This is a genomic window from Paenibacillus sp. FSL R5-0928, from assembly GCF_037970385.1.
In the GTDB taxonomy this organism is placed as follows: Bacteria; Bacillota; Bacilli; order Paenibacillales; family Paenibacillaceae; genus Paenibacillus_AQ; species Paenibacillus_AQ odorifer.
The window spans coordinates 7,064,495-7,085,929 of the sequence record NZ_CP150225.1 but is presented as its reverse complement, the minus strand read 5'-3'; the positions used below and the strand labels follow the sequence as shown (position 1 = coordinate 7,085,929).

Genomic DNA, 21,435 nt, shown 5'->3' with positions numbered 1-21,435 from the left:
TTTTTACACCAAACGTAGTTATGACAAGGTATAAAAAAATCCCTCTCTGCGTAATAGAGAGGGACAGTAACTATTTAAGTACCAATTCATTAGAGCCTTATTAGATCATAACTGGTTGGTCTGTAAGAGCTGCGTAGGTTTAGTAAGCAGAGCAGGCCTCGCCGCTATCCAAGCCACTGAGAGTGTGGTTATAACACATAGGCCAATCCCATAAATCACCCATTTAACATCAACCAGGACAGGTAACTTGAACATAAGTTTTAGAGCTACAGTCGTTAACAACAAAGCTATCCCTGTACCAGCAGTTCCTGAGACTAAAGATAAAACAAAGTTCTCTAACAAGATTGACCGTAATGTCTTACCATTGGATACTCCCACTGCTTTGATGATTGCAATTTCTCTGCGTTTTCTTAAAAGGCTTATCACAATTTGATTCCCGATGGTAAGTATCGCTGTAATGAAGGCAAATAAAGTCACTATAGAGAAGAATACACTTATCATACGTATCATTGAATTTAAGCTTTCGGAGGCTGTACTTGATACTGAATACGCCATAGCGGATGCTGGAAGTACACCGTTTAATTCAGAGAGTAAACCCGTAGTCAGGGTCCCTCCGTCAATAGAAAACATTACCCGGTTAGGCGCCCCATATTTAGACAATATATCTTTAGTTGTTCTCATACCTACTGTTTTTACGAACCCTGATTCAAAAAAGCCAACAATTTTGAAAGGAATCTTCTTTTCTCCCATTGTAACTTCAACTGTATCGCCTGTCTTAATTCCCAACTGTTGATAATCTTCCAATAATAATGCGGTCTTGTGCGATGAATCATCTTCTATAAGGTCACGTCCACCAATAATGGAATAGGACCTTGATGCAAGTGAAGGGTCAACACCTTCAATGCTCAATTTATTGGAAGCGAAGAACTTATTCCCGTCTGACTTTTGCTGAAAAAGAGAAGTTGCTTCACTTCCGTTAATTGAACTTAAAAGACCGTTCATCTGGACACCCTCTGTCCACTTTTTAATATCGAGAGATTGAAAAGCTTCCTTGACTGCTTCAGACTCTACTAAGGAGCTTGTGATGAGTAGATTTCCTTTGGCCTCGGTCTCTAACTGTTGACTGACAGACTGAGTTAAGTTATCAGCGAAAAGTTCGCTTGATACTGCTGATGCAACACCAACACTCAAGATAAGAGCCAATAGTCCGTATCGTTTTCTTCCAGATGATAAATTATGAAAAGGGATAAACCAACGAGGAGAGATGAGTTTCCTCATGCTTCCAACCACTCTGAAAATGAAAGAGAAAGCAGAAGAACATACCTTCACAAATATACTTACCAATATAATAATCAGTAGAATCCCTAAAAAAGATAGAACGACTCTAGAACTAATGGATTCGGTTGAACCCAGAAAAAGTGTTTTTTGTAAGTAGAATGCTACAACTAGCGAAATCAGTAATAATAAGAGTCCTCTTTTCCAAAAGCGTACCCGATAAGAAGGGATCTGATGGTTTCCTTCAAGCAATAGCTGCATAGGAGAGACGATGAGAATTCCTTTTAGAGGAATCCATGTTGATATCAGTGCCATTAGCATTCCTACTGCGAAGGTAACAATTGTGACTTTCCATGAAAACTCCCAAGACAACGGTATAGCTAACATTTTGCCTACGTAAGAAGTTAACCAAGTACTCACTAGAAGACCTGTTACTATTCCAGTAATAGTTCCTATCGTCCCGATAAGAATACCTTCTGTTAAAAAGGTACCGGCAACTGAGCGAGAGCGTACACCTATTGCCTTCATAACTGCAATATCGCGCATTCTAGTGCTCATTGCCTGCTTCATTGTATTTGAAACTGTCAAAGCGCTGATTCCCAGTGCAAGCAGACTGAACAATTGTAAAAGTAAAAGAAGGGTCTTGGCTTGAGCCAAGCTTTCGTCTGTCCGCTCTTTCGTGTCCGTTAGTGTAGCACTTGGCAGATGCTTCTCAAGTTCTGCTTGCCAAGAAGTCTTTGGTGTGCCCGCTTTCCAATGGATAAGAATTTCATTTGTGCTTCCGGCTGGAGCGTTTAGCAGATTAGCTGCTTCATTCAACGGAAGATAAGCAGCTCCAAAAATATCCGCATCTCCGTAAGACTCTTGAACATTAAGTACTAATCCTTTTACCTTGTACTCATGCAGACTTCCATCAGACGCGCTCGGCAACCAAATTTTTTCTCCAACCTTTACCTGTAGGCGATCTGCTGCATTATCAGCAAGAAGGACCTCATTTGCTTGAAGTGAACGGATGCCAGGATATTGATTTTCCCCATAATAAGGGTAAGTCTTCGTATCAATTCCCTTCAAGATCACGCTTGTTGTTTTATTTTTGGATTGCACCATGCTCTGTCCGACATATGAAGATGAATGGCTGTCGATTTCTCCCATGTCTTGGAATATATCATTCACTATATTGCTCTGTAGTGGCTTAAGGTAGGACTGGACTAATACATCCCCACCTAATAGCAGTTTGGCAGAATTCTCAATAGAACGTGGCGCCAATTCAGATAATAGGAACATACTAAAGAAACTTGCACTTCCAATAATGAGAGACAATATAGTGAAAATTGTTCTTAATTTGTTACGTAATAAACTTCTCCCGGCAGAGCTCAGCCATATCATCAGATATTCACCTTCCTTTACTCAGACAAGGATCCTCAGTTTCAACCCTTCCATCTCTAATGTAAATCACTCGGTCGGATTTTGAAGCAACCTCTGGATCATGGGTAGCAATAATGAAGGTCATTCTCATTTGCTGTTTTAAGCGGAAGATAAGGTCAAGAACTTTCTGTCCGGAATCACGATCTAAATTGCCGGTTGGCTCGTCAGCAATGACTAGAGAGGGCTTATTAATCAGAGCTCTTGCAATAGCGACACGTTGCTGTTGTCCGCCGGATAGTTGATTAGGCAGGTGCTTCATCCGATCGCCCATCCCCACAAGCTTCAACATTTCTTCTGCTTTTTTACGTATTTCACTATGTCGGGTGCCTTTGATGCAGAACATGGGAAGCATTACATTTTCAAGAGCGGTCATTGTAGAGATTAGATTGAAGGATTGAAAAACAAACCCAATTTTTTGTGCGCGATAATCAGAAAGTTTTTCTTCAGATAAAGATTCGATTGACTTACCCTCAAGTGCGATTTTCCCTGTACTAGGCTTATCTAGGGATCCCATAATCCCAAGCAGGGTTGATTTTCCGCTGCCGCTGGGTCCCATAATGCTTACAATCTCACTTTTGTAAAACTTCAGATTTATTCCCTTAAGAACAGATATTATGCCGGCTTCGGATTCGTACTCTTTGTTAAGATTTTGGATGGCCAGAATCGGTTGTTCTACAATCAACTGAATTTTCCTTCTTTCTGTTAATTTTTTTAATAAGTAATATGGTGAAATGAAGAATTAATATCACAATCACTATCAAAAGGCCTTTGAAGTTTGTCCAGTTCCAAGAATGAAAGAGGGAAGTAAATGAAAAAATAAAACGTAACATATACATTAAAGCAATGCTGAAAACAATTAAGTATAAAGAGGAATACGCTAAAAACACTTTCTTGTAAGTACTGCTCATATTGATAATATTTAATCTAAATTTCTCGCGGAAAAGTCGTTTCCTACATACATATCCCAATAATCCTTGTTTTACCAATGTAAAAGTTCTAGTATGCAGGTTGGGAATTCCGAGGATATCTGTAAGTACCCAGAAACCATCAAGACGTAATAATGGATTTAGATTGCTAATAATGGAAAGCAAAATAAAATGGTTGGCAGTAAATAGTATATTGCTCCCTGTTATTATAGATGATAATTCATATATAATAAATATCCATAATTGAAAATATATACCTCCAAGGTCGATCACTACTCGCTCTTTTCTACTTGCTTTCCAAGCATCACTCAAATCCACGAAAAGAACAGGGGCTAAAAAAAACAATCCGATCCCCATATCTCTTGGTTTAACATTATATTTAAAAGCCGCCACTGTATGCCCAAATTCATGGAATATAGCCGAAAACAAAATCATGAAAAAAGTAATAATCCAAAAAAGATAAGAACCTAAATCTGCTTTATTTGCAGAAAGACTTAAATTTATTATGTAGTTGTAGAGGGCAATACTCATAAGAACTCCAAAAATACAAATACCTTTTAAAGAAAAAAGATGCTGAAAGGGTTGGGAACAGCCTTCCAGTCGGCTTGCATTTAATAGTGGAGTACGAAAACGGATGGCCGAGGAATGTTCTGCTATTTTTTCGCTCCCTACAACGATACCCTTCTCAGTTAGAAGATGTTCTAATAAATATTGTAGCTCTTCTAAGCGTGGGGCAACTTCATATTTCTCTAATAATTGCTCAGAAATCTCTAAAAGCGACTTTTTTCCGTCCATACAGTTAAAAATGGTTAAAATCTTTTCTGTTACTTTCATTTGTAGACCATTGTCAAAGTGAACTAAATAGCGAGCCCCCTCTTCCCAAACATCCATTTCATGGATAATATAGGGTATCAATTGGGGATATTTTGTTGCTGCTATCGCATTCATAATTATCCCCCTCTTTCTTTAGACGGTACCCAATTCTTCGAAAAGGTGTTTATTATGTTTGATATAAACATCTATTGTTTCATTGGCATAATTACAATAGGGCTTTGTAATATCTCCATTCCTCATTAAATTGGCATAAGCACAACCACCACCACAAAAGAGAGAGATAGAGCATTCCGTGCATTCCTTGGAATCTGTAATTCCCCGGTCCCATTGCTGATGAGCTTCAGAATTCAGCTCATATTTTGGGAAAAATGATCCAACGGCGGTCTCTGCACGGCCTACAGAGTCGGGACAGGCATAGATAAGTCCTTCTGTCCCAAATGAATAGAAACGTTGTTCGCGCGCGCTGCATTCTTTAAAATGTGGAACACTAGTGACCCCCGAGGAAGTACAAGCATCCATATCGTCCATCCTGCTCCAATCAAAAGATCGGATCGTGTTTCTAATTCGTGAGGTGCGCATGTTTATCACTGATCCCAGTCTTGCGTTGTATTTATCAATAAAAGAATCCAAGTCGCCGAACATTTCATATAGGGCTATCAACAGTTCATGTTCAGGTAAGTGGTCGGGCATTGGTTCACTGAAGTGATTAGTAACAGGCGTGACTTGCCAACCAAAGTGGGGGAACTTATTCCAGCCCTTTTGTTCAATGAAATTAGCCAGTTCGACCAGATGACCCAGATTTTCTTTGTTAACATTTGTCCTAGTAGCAACGGCAAAGCCTCGTTCCAGGGCCATATCAATATTTTGGACTATACGATCAAATGTTCCTTGTCCACCAGCCATGATACGCCGTTTATCGTGAACAGCTTTGGGGCCGTCAAGTGAAATTTGAAAGAAATCCCATTGGTCACGGTAAGGTTGAAAAATATCTAAAAATTGATGCAAGAATGTCCCGTTAGTAATAGCGCACATACGGAAACCATATTCATTAACAGCACGTTCTACCACTTCTTTAACTGTATTTTTAGTCTGCGGAAGAAGTGGTTCTCCTCCATATAAAACCATACGATGTTGTGCTCCTATGAAGCGGCCACGATTTTCTTCCATTTTAATAATTTGAGTAATAGCTTCGAACATTTTGGTTATTTCATCTGAGTCTAATGCATGATTATGGTCATGAATTTGATGGCCTTGATAGCAATAGGGGCACCTTAGATTACAAGCATATGTTGTACAAACATTGAAGGTCATACCCCATTTACTCTTTGCCGTCATTTTTTCCATTGCATCTTTAACTTTAAAAAGTATTTGTTGTTCTTCTGCAAGGCTATGAAAGATATACCCTCTTTTTTTGAAAAAAGTAAGTAGTTCAACCTCATCTTGATTATCTCGTTGCAGATTAGTCTGTTCAATCCGATCTAGCCGTTCCTTTACTAGACCATCCACTACATCTACTGCTCCACTAAGAGAATTAATCAAGATATAATTCCCATTGTTAATAGGATGAATAGAATTATATGTGCTTTTGATCATGATTTAACCTCCTCGTATTGTGCAGCTTCCTCCTGCAATTCGTGTAGATATTGACCAAGCATGTTCTTTGCATCCGGACAACAAGGAAGGTCCAGATCTCCGTATGTTGATAAAGCTTGTGCAGCGCAGCCGCCGCCGCAAATCATTGCTGCAGAGCAGTCTTTGCATTTGGGTATTTGTAGAACATTAAAATTTCTCCATTGGTCAAAAACGGGTTCCTTCGTAAAAACAGGGGAGAACTGGCCGATGCGATATTCTGATTTTCCCACTAAATCCGGACATGCATACATATTATTATCAGGTCCAAAAGCATAGGTTTTTCCTTCAGTAGCCTCACAGTAGACAAGTTGTGGCGAAATAATCCCAACTCTATCTTGTAATTCAGGATCAAGTAACATGCCTGTCCGGAAGAAACGGAACATTTCAGGACTAAGGCCGATCTTCTTTTGTTTTTCAAGTTCTGTAAAGTTAGGGACGTGTCGGATTAAAGACTTTGCAATCTCATAACCTTTCATCAAAGTAGAACTCAGACCTAGACAAGTATGATCTGTTACAGGAGCAAAGGTTATTGAGAAGGAAGGATGCCCGAAGAAGCCGCATTGATGATAGTACTTTATTAACTCAGGTACAGTTTTAATATTAGTTTGATCTATATTAATCCGGATCATAACAGGGATGTTACGGTTTAATAATTCATTAACGCCTTGGTGTATCCGTTGAAATGTACCCTGTCCTCCAGATAAAAAGCGCCGACTATCATGTATTTCCTCAGGGCCATCGACAGAAACCATAACACTTAAACAATCGCGAAAGCGTTCTAAAATGTCGGCGTAAGCTTTCAAGTGATAACCATTTGTATTACAACCGATTATAAAATTTCGTTTTTCCGCTTCTTCGCAGATTTTTTCTACCATGTTCTTGGCGGGAGGTAAGAGGGGCTCACCTCCGAATAGGTTAATTAATCCTTTGTCCATTCCGCTTTCTTTATGCAGAATATCAATTGCGGAAAACGCATGCTCTATTTGTTCTTCGGTAATGAAGCGTGTACTCTCATGAAGCAAATGATCTTCAAAGCAATATGTACAACGAAAATTGCAGGCATAAGTCGGACAAATAATATAATGCATGAATTGATCATAATTCATGATTTGTGATGCTTGGTTTAATCGTCGCTCCTTATCTTCATTATTCTCAAAAATGTAGCCTCTCCTCAATAAGAACTCGATATCGTCTTCTTTAAGCTCAGGCGGGTAATTAGATAGTTCCCAACTCTCTGCTGAATCCAGTAAATCAAGCATTTCTGCAGAGAAAAAATCTACAGCACCTGTCAAAGTATTGATAACAAGGTTTTTTTCATCAAACTCATATCTTAAATGGTATTTATTTACTATCATGATATTTTCACCTCTATACAATTTTGGAATTATTAAAAAATATTGTTTAATTGTATAATTTATTGTGAATCACTTATATTGGGTATTAAAGAATTATTCGTAAAAAAAAGCCGCAGAGAACGGCTTTTTTCATCGACTCAAATTTGGAAACAACAATTCCAGCAACAAAGATTAATGCAGGCCATTTCGTCACGATTTTCCAATGTTTCTACCTGATCAAATAATTCTGTCCATAGATCCTTGTCGTCGTTCACGGAGCGAGTTTTGAATTGATTTTCACTCGACATATGTAAACCTCCTTTATATTATTTTTATCTAGAAGAAAGATGCTTTTAGATAAAATTGTTAACCCAAACCTAATGACATCCATTGATTCTTTAGATACCCTAATAACCCATTTATTTACAATGTTATTCTATAATTTTAAATCTACTTATTATGTGAATTTAGTCACAAAATCAAAACTCTTCCAAAATTTTCGAAATAAATGTATTAAATCTCAGTGAGGAATTTAAGTTGAGGGAATTCCTGCTCACTAGAGATGCGGTAAACTAGATGCCTTGACTACTAATATTTGCATTAAATATTACCTAAATCGTATTTATCGAGGAGGAAATAACAGGAACAAAATTGAAAAAGTATACCCTATAGCAGCACTGACCGGGAGGATGGCATGCAATTTCAACCAATTTATTATAATGGGGAATTATTTCTACCGAAGATCGAATTAAATATGACACCGAACCAATCGGTTGGCATCATAACGGACTTGAAGCGAAAGCAGCTTTTAATGAATCAATTAGGGGATCATTCCCAATATTATTTATTTCGGGCTGGGCAAAACGAGTATATGCGTTTAACGGTGGAGGAACTAATCACTTTTCTAATCAGAGTAACAGAGAGGAATGAGCGTACCGCTTCGTTGATAGATTATTTTGCTTTAAAAGAAGAACGGAAGGTAAAGATCAAGGATCTAAGCTCATCGAAAAGGATGTATGTGACATTGCTGCGTGTCTTTTTTGCGCATCAGCCTACACTTGTACTGGAGGAACCCTATTTTTACTTGGAAGAGCAAGATTGTCGTCAACTCAAACGGATTCTGGATGATCTTTCTCAAGAAAAGCAGATTTTAATTTTAACTTCGAATTTAGAGGATGCCCTTATTTCCTGTGATGCCATTTATCGGTTGAACGAATCGGGATTTCATCCATTGGATATTCGGGACTTCGACGAGGATAAGCAGGAAGTACAGAAACAAGAAGAGGCCAATATAACCTTGCAGAAGATCTCTACCAAAAGAAATGATAAAGTGATTTTATTTAATCCGCCTGAAATTGATTTTATAGAAAGTGTAGAGGGGTCAATCCTTGTTCATGTGGGCGGTGAAAATTATGACTGTGCGTTGACGCTGACCGAGCTCGAGCAGCGATTATTAAATTTCGGTTTTTTTAGGTGTCACCGATCTTACATTGTTAATCTGCAAAAAGTAAGAGAGATTATTACATGGACGAAAAATAGCTACAGCTTGCGATTAAATACAGGTCAAGATGCCGTGGTTCCGTTATCCCGTTCAAAATTGCCTGAATTAAAAGCACTTCTTAACATTTAAAGGGTACCATTCAGGCGCTTACAGCTACATTTCGGCGCGTTTTGATGGCAGGAAGCATGTAATCTGTATATGTTTAAGCCATCAACACTAAGGATGTGGAGTTAATGAATGTTATCCGGGTAGAACGTATCCATAAGAGATTTGGAGAAAAGGATGCGTTAGCAGATGTTTCTTTTTCAATTCCTAAGGGTGAAATTTTTGGTTTCCTTGGCCCGAGTGGCTCAGGCAAAACAACATTAATTAAGATTCTAACGGCACAGTTAAATCCGACAAGTGGACAGGCAAGTGTATTTGACCAGCCGGCGGAGATGATGCAGCAGTCTGCTCAGAAGATGCGTTTTGGCATTTTGACGGATAACAGTGGTCTATATGAGAGGTTAAGTATTGAGGAAAATCTGGAGTTGTATCGTAAGTTATATGATCTTCCCAAATCTGCGGTCGACAAGGTGCTGCAGTTTGTAAACTTAAGCGGGGAGCGCAAAAAGAAAGCTAACCTCTTATCCAAAGGGATGCGTCAGCGTGTCATGCTGGCATGCGCGATTATCCATGAGCCGGAATTATTATTCCTGGATGAACCAACTTCGGCTCTAGATCCGGTAAACACAGCACATATCTATAAAGGCTTACGCTACTTAAATGAGAAAGGAACTACGATTTTTCTGACTACGCATGATATGTCTGAAGCAGAATTGATATGCAACCGTGTAGCGATTCTGTATCAGGGTCAAATCCAAACCATCGGTTCACCGAAGGAACTTAAACGGCAGCACCGGGAGAACGTAATTAGTGTGGACTTAATCAATGGGGAAACCTACGAGCTCCCGATCGATGAGGGGGCGGCTGACCAAATCGCGGATTGGATGAAGCGGGGGCTAATTGACCGGTTAGAAACGAAAGAGCCAAGTCTAGGTGATATTTTTATTAAAATGACAGGAAGTGAGCTACTATGAGTATCTCATACAAACGTGCCCGGGCGATATTTGTGAAGGATTACAAAGAGTTTTCACGTAACTACGCGCTGTCCATTATGCTGATTTTTCCTATTATTATCGCTCTGATTTTCAAGAGGGCAGGTGCGTCTTTACCTGGAGCCAGCGGTTTTCTTTTTAATAGTTCGTTTGTATTGCTAACATGTTTCGCACAAGCCTGCTTGATTGCGGAAGAGAAGGAACGTAACACTTTACGGTCATTAATGATGACACCGGCTACGACCATGGATGTACTAATCGGTAAAAGCAGTTTGGTCTTTGTCATGTCTGCTGTTGTTCTCGCTATTTCTACATTATTATTTGGCTATGAGCCAGCTAATATATGGGCATTTGTGGCAGTAATCTTTCTTTCGATTATTCTGTACACTGCAGCCGGGACGATCTGCGGTTTATTCTCCAAGACGTTGCTTGAATCCTCATTATCTATACTCCCTGTGGCGTTCATATTTATGGGGGCACCGTGGGGAGAAGTACTAGTGAAGGATTATCCGGTCTTCAAAGTGCTGGATTACATGCCAAGCAGTCAGCTTGTGCATCTGCTGGGTCTAAGCAATACAGGTTATACGACGGGCGATGTAGTGAAACCACTCCTCATTAATTTGGCATGGACGGTTGTGCTAACAGTAGTGTCTGTCATTTTATATCAGCGGCGGTTGAAGGACGAGTAAGGGAGCTCTGAAGGGACTTTAGCCAGCCTTCGGTGGGTCTTTGGTAGGGTTGAAACAAGCGGCCGACTGAGACTATACGACGATTATTTTCCAATTGAGGCTGTGATGTTGTCATGACGGGGCCTGCCGGGTAATAAAGATGATTAGAACTTTCAAATTTGGCTGATTTTGGATTGGGAGCCAAGGAAATGGGGGAAAGATCATGGCGGCACAGACAGTATCAGGCATCAGCTCCGTACAGACCATTGCGGCCTACGGCGGTACACAGAGTGATGTCAGTTCTCTGGAGAAACAGCGAAACCGGCTGATGATGGAACTGGATAAAGTGAATGCGGCACAAGGAAGTGAGATGCAGACTCCTTATCGCAGGGAGCAGCTGCAGCGGCAAATCCGGCTGCTGGAGTCCCAACTGGTACAGAAAAGCGGGAGCAGTACCTCCGTAAATTTTGTGCCTGCTTCTCCGCTTCAAGATCACCTCCCCCTTTGGGGAAATGAAGGAAAGGGAGGCCTCAAGGGCATCGGCCTGACTGATCCCCGGACGGCGACGGTGGACGCGGAGGGTCATTTCGACGCGTTAATTTAGGCAAGCGAGCGAAGGTGCGGAAAGCGTCAGGTGATAAACTGACACTCCATAATCATGAGGCTAGCTAGCCGAGCTTCCCCCGAGAAGACCCGCAGCACGGTAAAAACAACAAAATAGGCGAGAGGGAAGCTTCAACACTTCCTCCTCGCCTATTTGTGTTCATGCAGTTGCTTAGGGTTCAACTATTTTATTCTGGTGTTCCTTGGGTTACCCCATGGATATACGAGAGCGTCGGGGAATCGACGGCCCCTTGTCCCGGATTATAGGTGAAGGAGTACTCGATGGTATCCCCGTGTTGCAGGTGATTTACAGGGTAGGTATAGCTACCGTTCCCTGCCGGGGTCATGGCTACGTTTAGCTGCCCACCGTTATTCAACTTATAGTGTAAGTCGGCAAAGGTTGCGCCGTTCACATAGAACAGCAGGTCGTCACCTATTTTCTTCAGGCCCCGCACCTCATCGCCGACAATGATAACACCGGATGATGCTGCCGGTACAACAGTGATGGTGGAGAGGGCTGTTTTATTACCGTCAGCTGTTGTAGCCGTTACGGTTGTTGTGCCTGGAGTGAGTCCCGTCACGAGACCGTTCGGATTCACGGAAGCGACGTTGGTACCTGATACGGTCCAAGTGACCTGCTTATTGGTTGCATTAGACGGGGCAACATTGGCGTTCAACTGCACAGTCTGTCCGACCTCCACCTGCGCAGTGGTTTGATTCAGAGAAATACCGGTAACCGGCACGTTTACCGGATTCTCGCTGTTGCCTTCTTTATAGACACGAACATAATCCACTTGCATTGTTGCAGGAATATCCGACGGATCTGGGGTATGACCGCTGTCGAAGTGCCCGCCGATCGCCAGATTCATAATGATGTAGAAGGGTTGATCGAATGGGGCGTTCGGATTGTTAGGTGCAGCTACGGAATACCATTGATCTCTACTGACTTTAAAGAAGAACTTGCCGTCCACATACCATTTCATATTATCTTCTTCCCAGATCATGGAGTACACATGATAATCATTGGCGAAGGTCTGACCTTCAGGGAAGTGATATTCACCAGCAATATATCTGTTTACAGGCCATTGTCCGCCAAAGTGTATGGCCCCGCTGGTCGTGCCGGGCAAGCGTCCTTTGGCTTCCATAATATCAATTTCCCCGGATGCGGCCCACGCTCCATAAGCGGCATCTTCCGGAAGCATCCAAAGTGCTGGCCAAACGCCGTTACCTGTAGGCAGCTTAGCACGAATATCTACTCTGCCGTACTGGAAGGACAGCTGATCTTTGGTGTTAATCTTGCCGGATGAGTACTGGGCATACCGGCTTGGGTCCTGTGGAAAGGATTTTGAATCGTTCAAAGCTCTGATATTCAGCTTTCCGTCCTGTACAAATACATTTTGTGTACTGTCTGTATAGTGCTGCAGTTCCGCGTTGCCCCAGCCCCAGCTATTCGGATCGTCAGTAATATAATAACCTTGTTCGTAGCTCCATTTGCTCGTATCGAGTGCTGTTCCGTTAAATTCATCCTGCCAAATGAGATTCATGCCCTCTATCGCCGGGTCGTTTGGTGTTCCGATGGCAATGTCATCATGATCGGATACATCCGGACGTGGGGCATCTGGATTACCAATAAAGGTATAGTTGACGTAATTGTTGCCGACACTTCCGCCCGCCTGTCCATTTAATGGATAGCCAATACGGATTTGCACATCCTCTTGGACAGGCTGGAACCAAAGCCCATAGATGTAGTCAGCCCAATATCCCCACTGGTTGGCATCGGACATGTTGTTATAGCCATTGCCGGCGTATACAAATCCGCTCTGGCTGGAATCACTCATAGCAACCCATTGTCCGTTGATGTTAATTTGGTATACGTAATTTCCTAGTTCAGTGCCTATTGGAGCGCCCCCATCAATCTTAGGTAGCGGTACACCTATTACACCTTTTGCATCTGCGGTAAAGGTCGTTCCCTCATAAGGAGTTAAGACATATGAATTTCTTACAGGTTTATTAAAGGTGAGGGTATAAACGACGTTAGCCGCTGAGGTTTTCGATTCTAACTTGACGTTGATAGACTCTGTTACGGTGAACCAGTAGCCACCGCCGCCTTCGGTGAATTGTCCGAAGTTGTTATCATAGATCCAGCCGCTGGCTGCATTATTGTCAATATCAATCCATGTACTGCTGCTTACAGGTTTTACATATACCTTCAGATCTTCAGCTACGGCTTCATAGGTAACGGCCGGATCATTGTTGAAGGTAGGATAAGTAAAGCCTGCACTTCCTGTAAATCCTGCTGAAATCTGCGGCCCTTGTGTAGGGGCCATAGCAGTAATGGTCGTTTTGTTTATGTTTTGAAATACCAGGGTGTAATCAAGTGTAACTCCATTAGCCTTGGAGAACAGCTGAATCTCCGTTGTTGCGGAGAGAGTGAACCAATAGCCATTCAAGCCACCGTCGCTCCAGTGTCCCCAGTTTTGGTTGTAGGTATAGCCGCCTGCATGGTCAATATCCACCCAGTTTCCAGCAACTTTTACTTTTACACCGACGTCATCGGAAACATCATTCCAGGTGGCAGAGCCCCCATTGAATGTGGGCATGACGAAACCATAGCTAGCTTGCCCAACCCCTGATTTTGAGATGACAGGACCGTCTGCCGCTGAAAAGTAAGACATAGAGGTAACTGTGGTTCCTGCTGCCTGCACCTTAGAAGTCGGCAATAGACCAACCCCAGCCAACAGTACTACTGCTAAGAACAAACTAAATACCTTCTGCTTAAAACCACTTTCCGTATTGTAAAGTCGTTTCATACTTGCCCTCCTTTAATAAAATAATGAAGAAACGAAACCGCTTACATTTAGGGTCATCTCTATTCTATCGAATATAATAATCAGCTAAAAGGTACAATTATTTTTGTTATAACCCAATTTTTTGGCTTTTGATTATTTATAGCGCTGTGTCACGGAACTTTTCCTCGCTGTCGTGCTTCCGGCGCATCATTTGCCGGTATTCTGTGGGCTGCATGTCCATGACATCCCGAAATGATCGTGTAAAACTTTTGTAGCTTTCATACCCTACCATGGTGGCTACCTCTACAATTTTATGATCGGTTTCGGCCAGCAGCCGCCGGGCTTTATCCAGGCGCACATCGCGCAAGTATTCTGCAAAGCCTTTGCCGATATTTTTTTTGAACAGGTTAGAAAAATAGGCATAATTAAGCGACACGTGGTTCGATACCATCGCGAGATCCAGGGGTTTATGATAGCTTTCGTGTATAAAGCGTATGGCTTCATTCAAATCTTGCGAGTTGCGATAGCTGCACTTATATTCATAATAAAATTGGTTCAGCCGAAGCAGCTGTTGTTGCAGCGCCTGAATATAATCGCGAATACCCGGATAATCGAATAGATTACGTAAACATTCGATGTCCAGCGCTTCTTCCCCCATGTACGGGCGGATTACACGCACAGATTCCTCCAGCATCTGTACAATGGCACGGCATAGCTGCTGTGTGTATTGGATGTGATAACGTTGCAATGTATCTTTGTGAAATATCATAGAAATGCCTTGGGTGATTGTACCGCTGTTTTTGGTGCCGATTAACTGGAACAGGGCATATAACTCCTCATAGGGAAGCTCCCACTGCTGCTCCAGTCGCTCAATATGTGTTGGCAAGATGCAGCTCTTCTCTGGAAACAGGTAACTGTGGCGATAGAGCTCTAGCGCTTGTGTATAGCTGCGGGGCAACTCCTTCAATCCTTGCTGCGGGCTGGTCATGGCAGTAATGGCATCTATCTGTCCTGCTTTGAGGGCGGCCGGGAAGGCTCCCGTATCTACGGCTGCATCAACCGCGAGAATCAGGTACGGGCGGTGTTGCAGGCATATACACCCTCGTCTGCCATACACACGGTAGGCAAGGGATTCCATACTGTGGCTACTGTCGGCCCCCGGTTGGTTAATCCATAATTCCTCCCGCAGCAGACACAGGCGGTAATTACTCCACAACTCTGGATTCTGTTGCTGGGTCTGGAGAACCCACGCTTCATCAATCATTGCACCCTGCATGAACATACTCAGTTCTTTGCGGTCTGTCTCCCGGGCGCGGCGGGAGATATGCTCCATATTACGCGAGAGCGCCTGCCGTGTTTTTATCTCATTTGCTACATGTTCTACTGCGGTTTGCAGATCTTCACGTTTCACAGGTTTGAGCAGGTAGCCTTTTGCTCCAAGTTCGATGGCTTTTTGAGCATAGGCAAAATCACTATAGCCGCTAATAATCAGGTAATCTACCTCAATATGCTCCTGTTTGCTCTTCGCCATCAGCGTCAGTCCATCCATATCGGGCATCCTGATATCAGTAATCACCAGTTGGATGTTGTGCTGACTCAATATATCTAAGGCCTCAATTCCGTTTACTGCACAGTAAATATTGTCCAGCTGCAGCGGAAATTGACGCAGCATCGCCTGCAGCCCATCACGAATGTGCTTTTGATCGTCCACAATTAGAATATTGATCATGCCCTACCATCCTCCAAGATTCACATTTTCCCAAGGCAAACGTATGGTTACACAAGTATATGCACCCTGCACACTGTCAATCCAAAGACCGCAGTTCTTACCATAATGAAGCTGTATGCGCTTATGCACGTTCTCCAAGCCCAGTCCGTTTTTGCTGGTAACAATCGGTGAATCTGAGTCGCCCCGCAGCACAGCCTGCAGACTGGACAGCATTTCCGGGTCAACACCTGCGCCATCATCTCGTATCTCAATTAGCAGAAGGCTTTCATTTTCTACCGATACGGTAATATGGATACGTACGCTGCCGCCCGAGGGCGCTGCATGATGAACGGCATTTTCGACGATGGGCTGCATGCACATTTTAGGAATTGTATAACGCAGTACCTCCTGCGGGAGATCCGCCGTCAACTCAATGCTGCCACCCTCCATAAAGTTTATGAATCGGACATAGCTGTGTATGTTGGCAAGTTCTTCGCTAAGCGCAACCGTATCGCTGCGCCATTGCATGCTGTATCGCAGTTGTGAGCCTAAAGACACCAACGCTTCGGCGATAGCGGGCTGTCGCTGAACCTCCGCGAGCATACGGATGGATTCCAGCGCGTTATATAAAAAGTGTGAATTGATCTGCGAATGCAGCGAGTGCAGCTGTGCATTTTTGGCAATCAGCTGCTTATCTACCACTTGGGTCATCAAATGTTTGATTTCGTCCAACATATTATTGTAGCTGACGGCCACCTCGTCGATTTCGTCACCGGTTTCGTTTTTATCCAGGCCGGTATCAATTTTCGCATCCAGTTGGCCTTGCCGCACCTTGCGCATAGAAGCCAGCACCCTGTCGAGCCGGCGGAAAATGCGCCGAGTGGTATGTGAAACGAGCAGTAACATTAGCAGCAATACACACAATGTGATCGCTACTACGAGCAAATACCAGCTTCGTGGGCCTTTCATCAGCGCTTGATGAGAGGCAATATCCACTACATAGGCGTTCAGTGGGGCGATGTAGCGATACAACGCGTAGTAAGTATGGTCGCCTACCTTGACCTTAATGGGGCTACTCTGCTGCAGCACATCCAGCCGCTGGTGAATGCTACCTAGAATGTTATCCAATTCCTCACCGGCATTTTGTGAAAAGATATGCTCAGGATTGTATACAGATCGGGAAGAGTCGGCTCCATCCATCACTACAGAAAAGAAATCCCCCCCGCTATCCTCAAGCAGGTCACTGAAAAAGACGCTATGCTGGGCGCGGATTTCCATAATGGTAGGGAGTTTCTGCTGTTGCCCCTGAAGGCGTACCAGCCGGTAATAGGATAGCGTATGCTCTCCATCTTTAAAAGCAAATAAGCGGTATGCCGCACCGCCTTCCTCCCGAAGTGTCACCCAGTAGTCCTTCGGCCAGAACTTGTCATAATGGTAGATTTCAGGCCAAATCTCAAATAGGTTTGGATTATCGACATAGAAACTTAGCTCTCTGATCATCTCGTAGCTTTGAATGATATTATGCATTTGCTCAAATTGATTTTGTCTAAATTTTACGAGACGCAGGCCATCCCCGCGCATATTGGAGTGAATAAAATCTACAAATGCCTTTTGATTCAGCGCAGTAGAGGAAGCGTTCTCAATAATGCCCATTTTGCTGCGCAGTTGTTCGTTAATTCGTGAGACATGGCTGCTGCCGGTAGCCATAGCGTCCTTGTATAGCTGACTTTCCTGTGTGCGGATAAATAAAAAGGATACCACAATCGCAGGGATGGCAATCATCATGCTAAAAGCCAGAAACAACTTTTGGGAGATTCGGGAATTACGGTACAGCTTCCTCATTTTAGTCAGCAGATACTTCATTTAAGTAGCCTCCTACCCTTGTAATATACCATATATTACAAACTGCCCGGTAGGTAACTAGGCTGTTTTGTTAAATGGTTAAAGAAGCGAAAAAGGGAATACCGGCCACCCTTTCGGTGGCCGGCAGCAATCTTAATACGGGCATTATTACTCTGCCATTTTGGATTTTCGCACATCCAGTTCAGCCTGGCGGTATTCCATCACCTTGCCAAAGTTGTAATTCTCGCGGCGGTCAAGGAAATTGTCGAAGATTTTATCAAATTCAGCCTCATTTTTGGCCGTAATTAGCTCAGGGAGTACTTCCTCCCAATTTTGCGAAATACGGGACCAGGCTACCGACACATCAGAATCGCCCTGTGGATCTAAGCCCTTATAGATACCGCTATCAATATCGGCCTGCTTATTGGCGAAGTCTTCCATTTGCTTAATGACAGGAGATTTCTCCGGTCTCCACTGGTTGACGATTACAGGGTTTCGCATCATCCAATAGGTATCCATGATGCCGTATTCTTTCTCCAGCTTCTCAATATCAGTGTCGAGTAATTTTCCCATTTCAGGCTTCAGTTGCGGCTTGCCATCTACCATCTCCCATGTTTCGCCTTCCTTGCCAAGGAATAAATCTCGCTGGCCTTCTTCGCTGGCCAGATAGGTCAAAAAGCGGATGGCTCGTTCAGGGTTTTCGGTTGATTTGCTAATCATCGTCACCATCCAGCCGTCCATGTTGCCAGGGAATAACTTAGGGTTATCGCCCTTGCTGTTCTTTGGCCCATCGACTGCGATGTAGTAAGAATCCGGGTTGCCGCTAGCAGCCAGCATAGGATTGACAGCCGACATACCGGTCCACTCGCGGACCATCATGAAATAGCGGGCGTTGTTTGTTTTTTCCTCTACCTGAGTATCGGAATCCACCAGGAAATCCACATTAATCAACCCGCGCTCGTAAGCCGTACGGAAGGTTTTTAGCCAGGCAATATAATCGGGATCGGTAATGCGGTCGTATACTTTTCCGTCTTTCTCATGCGGAACGGCCAGTAGGTTCTGCAGATATTCGGTCATCCCGTAAGGGACGTTCCCTTGTGCAAAAAAGGGACTGATGGGCTGGCCTTTATATTGGGAGTACTTATCCTTTACCAGTTGCAGTGCGTTCAGAAAGCCCTCTGGAGTGCTAAGGTCCGGGCTGCCCATCTCCTCATACAGATCTTTCCGCACCAGGAAAGTCTGGTTAGCCGCCGTCATGCCAGTTTCATGCATCAGGTTGGGGCTATATGAATCATTCGGAACGCCATAGGTATTGCCATTTTCTTGACGATACCACTTCAGTGTACCGTCCCCGGCCACCTTGAAGAAGTAAGGGTCATACTTGTCAGCTAATTCATTTAAGGCGTAGACATGATCGCCTTCCCACAGCTTTTTGACAGCGGTTTCCCACGAACCCATTGATATCAAGTCTGGCAGCTTGCCCGAGGTCATCATCAGGGTAATATGTTCATTGGCTTCACCGGAAGGTACTTCAAGCTTGATGTTTACGCCTGTTTTTTCCGTTACGTACTTGGAGGTCAAGCTGTCTCCCCAAGTGTGGGCATACCAGTTAGCACCTACGAACCAGGTTAAATCAACAGGGCTGGTATCCAGCTTCCATGCCGGATCATCGGGATTGAGCTTTGCTTCACTCGGGGGCGGCTGTGTACTATCTGTAGGCTGTGGTGTCGGCTTATTTTCACTATTCGCTGAATTGGAACACGCGGCTATGCCTAGCATCAGGCTTGCGGCCAGAACGAGGGTCAACCCCGGCTTAATGAGATTGCGTTTCATGACATAATCATCCTTTCTTTGCTGCTTCTGAATTTTTGTATACCAGTTTCTAGACACTCACACTCTTATCCCTTAATGGCGCCAATCATCACGCCTTTGACCAGATAGCGTTGAATGAAAGGATAGACTATCAGAATAGGCAGTGTGGCCACCATCATGGATGCAAATTTAATAGAGTTGCCGGGAAGTCTTGCGCCGAATTGCGCCATAGCTTGCTGCTGCATGAAGGACATAGAGTTCTCCGCAATGATTTTGTACAGCATGGTCTGCAGTGGCAGTAATTCCTGCGAACGGATGTAGATGACCCCCTGGTAATAATCATTCCAATGATAAACGGCTGAAAAAAGCGATATAGTCGCAATGACAGCCATGCTATTGGGCAATACGATTCTAAACAGGACGCCATAGTCTGAAGCACCGTCTACCTTCGCAGACTCCTCCAGGCTGTCGGGTATGGTGCGGAAGAAGCTCATGAAAATGACCATATTAAAAAAAGTGTACATAGAGGGAATGATGAATATCCAAAAATTATCATATAAGCCCAGCTTCGTCATCAGAATAAATGTAGGGATCAGCCCGCCTGAGAACAGCATCGTAACCAATGCGATTTTAAGATACAGCTTGCGTCCGATCAGATTAGACTTGCTCATTCCGTAAGCAATAATGGCGGTAAACAACACATGCGTTGCTGTCCCGATCACTGTGCGCAGAGTGGTAATGTAAAAACCGTTCATCATTGTCTTATCATTGAACACAACGCTATAGCTGGCCAGCGATAATTCTTTGGGAAACCAGTTGACGGTGCCCAGGGATGCCTGCTGCGGCGCATTAAGCGAGTTAATGAATACAAACCACATCGGGTACAGTGTTAAAAAGCAAACCGCCAGCATCAGCAGGGTGTTGCAGACCTCAAATACTCCAATTTGCCGAAATCTTTTGCGTCTTTCCATACCTCTGTCCTCTCCCTTCTAAAAAATGCTGTCGCCGGTTAGTTTTTTGGATGTGTGATTGGCCAAAAACAACAAACCTAGCGCCACAATAGAGCGGGCGAACAGGACGGCTGTTGAGAAGGAATGGCGCCCGGAGACCAACCCCATGTTGTAGATATACAAGTCTAGGCTTTCCGCCATCCTCATGTTCATATTGTTCTTCAACATAAAGATCTGCTCAAAGTTACTGCCGAGTATCCCGCTGACAGCGAGGATGAACAAAATAGCGATGGTGGGGCGTATGCTCTGAATGGTGATATGCCACATCCGCTGCCGCCGGTTTGCGCCATCCAGCTCAGCCGCTTCGTACAGCCCCGGATCAATGCCGGATATTGCCGCTATGTAGATAATGGCGCTCCAGCCGGTTTCTTTTAACGTATCGGTGAAAAAGGTGATCCACCAAAAGTACTTAGGGTCGCTGTTAAACAGGATTTCGCGTTCCTGGAACCCGAACGCCATCATCAACTGATTGATCACACCGCCCTCGCCCAGCCAATTGAGCGCAATGCCGCCAAAAATCGTCCAGGCAATAAAGTGCGGCAGGTACGAAATGGTTTGTACCGTTCGCTTAAATCGAAGACTCCGTATTTCATTCAGCAGCAAGGCGAACAAGATAGGAATGGGAAAACCCAAGACCAGCTTGATGCTGCTCATTCCCAGAGTATTGCGGATCGAACGCCAAAAACGCTCATCCGTCAAAAAATCCTGAAAATGCTTCAGCCCGACAAACGGTGATTCTAGTAAGGGTTTGGCGATGCTGTAGTCCATAAATGCAATAATGAGCCAGAACATAGGGATATAACAAAAGATAAACATCCAGATGATTCCCGGGATAACCATGCTTTGCAATTGCCACTGCTTAAAAAGCGCTTTCATTTGTTCCGTTCTGTATTGGAACATTTTCCGTGCCCCCTTTCTATTTCATCGTATGAAAAAGCGTATAGGAAAAAAAGCCCATGATTATCGACCCTATCCCATT

Annotated in this window: 15 protein-coding genes; 4 read left to right on the top strand and 11 right to left on the bottom strand. The window is 43.6% G+C overall.

From position 1 onward, the window contains the following. Nucleotides 1–105: 105 nt before the first annotated feature. From MKZ16_RS32090 to MKZ16_RS32070, 5 genes are read right to left on the bottom strand one after another with little or no spacing between them, the layout of a single operon-like run. A complete protein-coding gene (locus MKZ16_RS32090; protein WP_081393399.1) occupies nucleotides 106–2,661 on the bottom strand; it encodes an FtsX-like permease family protein in 2,556 nt (851 codons plus the stop codon). A gap of 7 nt (nucleotides 2,662–2,668) precedes the next feature. Further along, the gene (locus tag MKZ16_RS32085; protein ID WP_036682398.1) at nucleotides 2,669–3,382 is read right to left on the bottom strand and encodes an ABC transporter ATP-binding protein; all 714 of its coding nucleotides are present in this window, start codon (nucleotides 3,380–3,382) and stop codon (nucleotides 2,669–2,671) included. After that, nucleotides 3,342–4,574 (bottom strand): hypothetical protein, encoded by a 1,233-nt coding sequence (locus tag MKZ16_RS32080; RefSeq protein WP_052097394.1) that lies wholly within the window; start codon nucleotides 4,572–4,574, stop codon nucleotides 3,342–3,344. Before MKZ16_RS32080 ends, MKZ16_RS32085 begins: the two co-directional genes overlap by 41 nt. An 18-nt stretch (nucleotides 4,575–4,592) precedes the next feature. After that, nucleotides 4,593–6,053, bottom strand: a complete 1,461-nt coding sequence (locus MKZ16_RS32075) for a radical SAM protein (protein ID WP_036682397.1) — start codon at nucleotides 6,051–6,053, stop codon at nucleotides 4,593–4,595. Continuing rightward, entirely contained in the window at nucleotides 6,050–7,447 is a 1,398-nt protein-coding gene (locus MKZ16_RS32070) for a radical SAM protein (RefSeq protein WP_036682396.1), read from the bottom strand. The genes MKZ16_RS32075 and MKZ16_RS32070 overlap by 4 nt, the downstream gene beginning before the upstream one ends. A gap of 673 nt (nucleotides 7,448–8,120) precedes the next feature. Here MKZ16_RS32070 and MKZ16_RS32065 point away from each other — a divergent pair. The 4 genes from MKZ16_RS32065 to MKZ16_RS32050 all read left to right on the top strand — a co-directional run bounded on the left by MKZ16_RS32065 (nucleotide 8,121) and on the right by MKZ16_RS32050 (nucleotide 11,296). Beyond that, nucleotides 8,121–9,056 carry a LytTR family transcriptional regulator DNA-binding domain-containing protein gene (locus tag MKZ16_RS32065; RefSeq protein WP_076105141.1) on the top strand — a complete coding sequence of 312 codons (936 nt, stop codon included), beginning with the start codon at nucleotides 8,121–8,123 and terminating at the stop codon, nucleotides 9,054–9,056. Between the two features lie 104 nt (nucleotides 9,057–9,160). Continuing rightward, a complete protein-coding gene (locus MKZ16_RS32060; protein ID WP_038573911.1) occupies nucleotides 9,161–10,006 on the top strand; it encodes an ABC transporter ATP-binding protein in 846 nt (281 codons plus the stop codon). Further along, nucleotides 10,003–10,713: an ABC transporter permease gene (locus MKZ16_RS32055; protein ID WP_076105140.1), complete on the top strand. Its 711-nt coding sequence runs from the start codon at nucleotides 10,003–10,005 to the stop codon at nucleotides 10,711–10,713. The genes MKZ16_RS32060 and MKZ16_RS32055 overlap by 4 nt, the downstream gene beginning before the upstream one ends. Before the next feature lie 202 nt (nucleotides 10,714–10,915). Further along, nucleotides 10,916–11,296 carry a FlxA-like family protein gene (locus tag MKZ16_RS32050; RefSeq protein WP_038573907.1) on the top strand — a complete coding sequence of 127 codons (381 nt, stop codon included), beginning with the start codon at nucleotides 10,916–10,918 and terminating at the stop codon, nucleotides 11,294–11,296. A gap of 187 nt (nucleotides 11,297–11,483) precedes the next feature. On the opposite strand, the gene MKZ16_RS32045 is transcribed toward MKZ16_RS32050, so the two are convergent. From MKZ16_RS32045 to MKZ16_RS32020, 6 genes are all read right to left on the bottom strand, one after another. Then, nucleotides 11,484–14,105: a family 16 glycosylhydrolase gene (locus MKZ16_RS32045; protein WP_076105139.1), complete on the bottom strand. Its 2,622-nt coding sequence runs from the start codon at nucleotides 14,103–14,105 to the stop codon at nucleotides 11,484–11,486. Nucleotides 14,106–14,241: 136 nt separating this feature from the next. Then, entirely contained in the window at nucleotides 14,242–15,813 is a 1,572-nt protein-coding gene (locus MKZ16_RS32040; protein ID WP_076132881.1) for a response regulator, read from the bottom strand. A gap of 3 nt (nucleotides 15,814–15,816) precedes the next feature. After that, nucleotides 15,817–17,655: a histidine kinase gene (locus tag MKZ16_RS32035; protein WP_076105138.1), complete on the bottom strand. Its 1,839-nt coding sequence runs from the start codon at nucleotides 17,653–17,655 to the stop codon at nucleotides 15,817–15,819. Nucleotides 17,656–17,802: 147 nt separating this feature from the next. Further along, nucleotides 17,803–19,524, bottom strand: coding sequence for an extracellular solute-binding protein (locus MKZ16_RS32030; RefSeq protein WP_143759053.1), 1,722 nt, complete (start codon nucleotides 19,522–19,524; stop codon nucleotides 17,803–17,805). A gap of 8 nt (nucleotides 19,525–19,532) precedes the next feature. Then, nucleotides 19,533–20,417 carry a carbohydrate ABC transporter permease gene (locus MKZ16_RS32025; RefSeq protein WP_038573901.1) on the bottom strand — a complete coding sequence of 295 codons (885 nt, stop codon included), beginning with the start codon at nucleotides 20,415–20,417 and terminating at the stop codon, nucleotides 19,533–19,535. A gap of 18 nt (nucleotides 20,418–20,435) precedes the next feature. Then, nucleotides 20,436–21,356, bottom strand: a complete 921-nt coding sequence (locus MKZ16_RS32020; protein WP_036682380.1) for an ABC transporter permease subunit — start codon at nucleotides 21,354–21,356, stop codon at nucleotides 20,436–20,438. Nucleotides 21,357–21,435: the final 79 nt, after the last annotated feature.

Coding starts and splice junctions, on each gene's coding strand:
- MKZ16_RS32025 (WP_038573901.1), bottom strand. CDS start 20,417: ATGGAAAGACGCAAAAGATTTCGGCAAATTGGAGTATTTGAGGTCTGC.
- MKZ16_RS32035 (WP_076105138.1), bottom strand. CDS start 17,655: ATGAAGTATCTGCTGACTAAAATGAGGAAGCTGTACCGTAATTCCCGA.
- MKZ16_RS32055 (WP_076105140.1), top strand. CDS start 10,003: ATGAGTATCTCATACAAACGTGCCCGGGCGATATTTGTGAAGGATTAC.
- MKZ16_RS32075 (WP_036682397.1), bottom strand. CDS start 6,053: ATGATCAAAAGCACATATAATTCTATTCATCCTATTAACAATGGGAAT.
- MKZ16_RS32070 (WP_036682396.1), bottom strand. CDS start 7,447: ATGATAGTAAATAAATACCATTTAAGATATGAGTTTGATGAAAAAAAC.
- MKZ16_RS32060 (WP_038573911.1), top strand. CDS start 9,161: ATGAATGTTATCCGGGTAGAACGTATCCATAAGAGATTTGGAGAAAAG.
- MKZ16_RS32020 (WP_036682380.1), bottom strand. CDS start 21,356: ATGTTCCAATACAGAACGGAACAAATGAAAGCGCTTTTTAAGCAGTGG.
- MKZ16_RS32045 (WP_076105139.1), bottom strand. CDS start 14,105: ATGAAACGACTTTACAATACGGAAAGTGGTTTTAAGCAGAAGGTATTT.
- MKZ16_RS32065 (WP_076105141.1), top strand. CDS start 8,121: ATGCAATTTCAACCAATTTATTATAATGGGGAATTATTTCTACCGAAG.
- MKZ16_RS32050 (WP_038573907.1), top strand. CDS start 10,916: ATGGCGGCACAGACAGTATCAGGCATCAGCTCCGTACAGACCATTGCG.
- MKZ16_RS32040 (WP_076132881.1), bottom strand. CDS start 15,813: ATGATCAATATTCTAATTGTGGACGATCAAAAGCACATTCGTGATGGG.
- MKZ16_RS32090 (WP_081393399.1), bottom strand. CDS start 2,661: ATGATATGGCTGAGCTCTGCCGGGAGAAGTTTATTACGTAACAAATTA.
- MKZ16_RS32080 (WP_052097394.1), bottom strand. CDS start 4,574: ATGAATGCGATAGCAGCAACAAAATATCCCCAATTGATACCCTATATT.